The following is a 2739-nucleotide window of genomic DNA, read 5'->3' as shown; positions in this document are numbered from 1 at the left end:
GCCTGCAGAAGGGCAATCGCGTCGAGATCGCCCGCAAGGACGGAAAGACGGCCGTTTTCGAGATCTACGGCATCGAGGTGTTCGAGAAGAACAACTTCCCCGGGGACCGCGTGTACGCCTCGAAGGGGAACGCGGAATTGCGGGTCATCACCTGCGGAGGCGGTTTCTCCAAGCAGGGTGGTTACGACGGGAACGTCGTCGCTTTCGCCAGCCTGGTCGAGGTCCGCTGAGCGTCCTCGACCGGGCGGGCGAAAGCCCTCATGTGCGGCCGGTCCCATGCGGCCGGTCTGTCACCTGTACCGGCGTTCGGGGACGGTGACGTGATACCCGGAGTCCAGCAGCTGCGGCAGATAGGTGTGCAGGGCCCGCACGCTCTGGGAGCGGTCGCCCCCGGCGTCGTGCGAGAGCACCACGACGCCGGGGGCGGCGCCGTTCTCGACCCGGTCGACGATGGTGTGGGTGCCGGGGGTGGTCCAGTCGAGGGTGTCGACGGTCCAGGCGAGCGGTTCCATGCCGAGTTCGGCGCCGAGCCGGAAGGCGGTGCGGTTCCAGGCGCCGTAGGGCGCGCGGAACCAGGCGGGGCGTTCGCCGTAGCTCTCCTCGACGACGTCGCTGGTGCGTTCCATCTCCTTGCGGATCCGGTCGTGGCTGAGCCGGGTGAGCAACGGGTGGGACCAGGTGTGGTTGCCGACGACATGGCCCTCTTCGGCCATCCGGGCCAGGAGTTCCTTGTTGTCGACGACCATCTCGCCGCACACGAAGAACATGGCGCGGACGTCGTACTCGCGCAGGGTGTCCAGGATGTACGGCGTGTAGCGGGGGTCGGGTCCGTCGTCGAAGGTCAGCACCATGGTGCGGCCGCGCCCGGACACGCGGAGCAGGGGCGCGCGCCGTACAAGGGTGCGGCGCGGCGCCGCCCGGGGCGGGCCGTACCCCGTCAGGGGCTGGAGGCGGTACGTGGAGGGCTTGAGCGCGGGGCGCGCCTGCGGGCCCGCGACCGGAGCGGCGGCCCGGACCGGCTTGCCGCCGTCGCCCGTGACCGCCGCCAGGATTCCCGCGCTGCCGGCCGCTCCGACGGCGGCGACACCGGCGAGCAGCGCGCGGCGTCGCGTCACCGAACCCGTGGGCAACTGATCCTTCGTCATGACTGATCAGTCGCCCGGCGAGCGACCGACGCACCAGTACGACACCGGTACGGCGGTACGAATACACCCGCGCGGTCGAGCCAGCCGTCGGCCCTGTGGGACGCCGTCAGCGGCGGCGTACCAGGGGGAACGGCAGGGTCTCGCGGATCGTCAGGCCGGTGAGGAACATGACCAGCCGGTCGACGCCGATGCCGAGGCCGCCGGTGGGGGGCATGGCGTATTCGAGGGCGTCGAGGAAGTCCTCGTCCAGTTCCATCGCCTCGGGGTCTCCGCCGGCGGCGAGCAGGGACTGGGCGGTGAGGCGGCGGCGCTGTTCTACGGGGTCGGTGAGTTCCGAGTAGGCGGTGCCGAGTTCGGTGCCGAAGGCGACGAGGTCCCAGCGCTCGGCGAGGCGCGGGTCGGTGCGGTGCTGGCGGGTGAGCGGGGAGACGTCGGTCGGGAAGTCCTTGTAGAAGGTGGGCAGCTCGGTCCTCTCCTCGACCAGCCGCTCGTACATCTCCAGGACGACGTCGCCGTGACCGTCGTCGGCGACGTACGGCACGCCCACGCGGTCGCAGTGCCGGTGCAGCCGGAGCAGCTCGGTGTCGGGGTCGATCTCCTCGCCCAGCACCTCGGAGATCGCGCCGTACACGGTCTTGACCGGCCACTGCCCGGAGATGTCGTACTCCCTGCCGTCCTGGTGGGCCAGCGGTGAGCCGAAGGCGGCGGTCGCGGCGCCCTGGATCAGCTCGCGGACCAGGTCGAGCATCACGTCGTAGTCGGCGTACGCCTGGTAGGCCTCCAGGATGGTGAACTCGGGGTTGTGCTTGTAGTCGGTGCCCTCGTTGCGGAAGGTGCGGCCCATCTCGAAGACCTTCTCCAGGCCGCCGACACACAGCCGCTTGAGGAACAGCTCGGGGGCGATGCGCAGATACAGGTCGAGGTCGTAGGCGTTGATGTGGGTGGTGAAGGGGCGGGCGTTGGCGCCGCCGTGGATCTGCTGGAGCACCGGCGTCTCGACCTCCAGGAAGCCCCGTTGCAGCAGGCCCTGGCGCACGGCCTGGACGGCGGTGGAGCGGGCGCGGACCACGTCGCGGGCGGCGGGGCTGGAGACCAGGTCGAGGTAGCGCATGCGGACCTTGGCCTCGGGGTCGGCGAGGCCGCGGCGTTTGTCGGGCAGGGGGCGCAGGCACTTGCCGATGAGCTGCCAGGAGGTGACGAAGACGGTCGGTTCGCCCTTGTCGCTGACGCCGGCCGTGCCGGTGGCGGAGATGAGGTCGCCGATGTCGGTGTCGGCGGTGAAGCGGTCGAGGGCGGCGCCCGAGTCCCCCCGGGTGAGGGCGAGCTGGTGGTCGCCGGACCAGTCGCGCAGCACGACGAAGACGATGCCGCCGAAGTCGCGCAGGAGCATGATCCGGCCGGCGACCGTGACGTGCTCGCCCGCGCGGACGTCGGCGAGGGAGTGGGTGCGGGCCGGGATGCCGACCGGGTAGGGGTCGACGCCGTCGGCGCGCAGCCGGTCGAGGGTGCGGTGGCGGGGGGGGGGACCCCCCCTCCAACCCACACCCCCCCCGGGGTGGCCCACCCCCCCCCCCCCCCCCCCCCGCGTCAACAC

The 2739-nt window shown here is 71.5% G+C and carries 2 protein-coding genes and 1 pseudogene; 1 reads left to right on the top strand and 2 read right to left on the bottom strand.

Going from position 1 to position 2739, the window contains the following annotated elements:
- A partial coding sequence (locus ACFU95_RS41360; RefSeq protein WP_383839744.1) for a sortase domain-bontaining protein occupies positions 1-230 on the top strand: 230 nt, incomplete at its 5' end.
- A 60-nt stretch (positions 231-290) separates the two neighbouring features.
- Here ACFU95_RS41360 and ACFU95_RS41355 read toward each other — a convergent pair.
- Both ACFU95_RS41355 and lysX read right to left on the bottom strand, forming a co-directional pair.
- Positions 291-1145 carry a polysaccharide deacetylase family protein gene (locus tag ACFU95_RS41355; protein ID WP_383839741.1) on the bottom strand — a complete coding sequence of 285 codons (855 nt, stop codon included), beginning with the start codon at positions 1143-1145 and terminating at the stop codon, positions 291-293.
- Positions 1146-1251: 106 nt separating this feature from the next.
- A pseudogene (gene lysX, locus ACFU95_RS41350) lies at positions 1252-2661 on the bottom strand (bifunctional lysylphosphatidylglycerol synthetase/lysine--tRNA ligase LysX); the annotation flags it as partial.
- Positions 2662-2739 lie beyond the last annotated feature (78 nt).

Origin of the sequence: Streptomyces sp. NPDC057623, from assembly GCF_042800355.1 — a bacterium.
Taxonomy (GTDB): Bacteria; Actinomycetota; Actinomycetes; order Streptomycetales; family Streptomycetaceae; genus Streptomyces.
The sequence above is the reverse complement of the archived record's forward strand: the minus strand, read 5'-3'. Positions and strand labels throughout refer to the sequence as shown.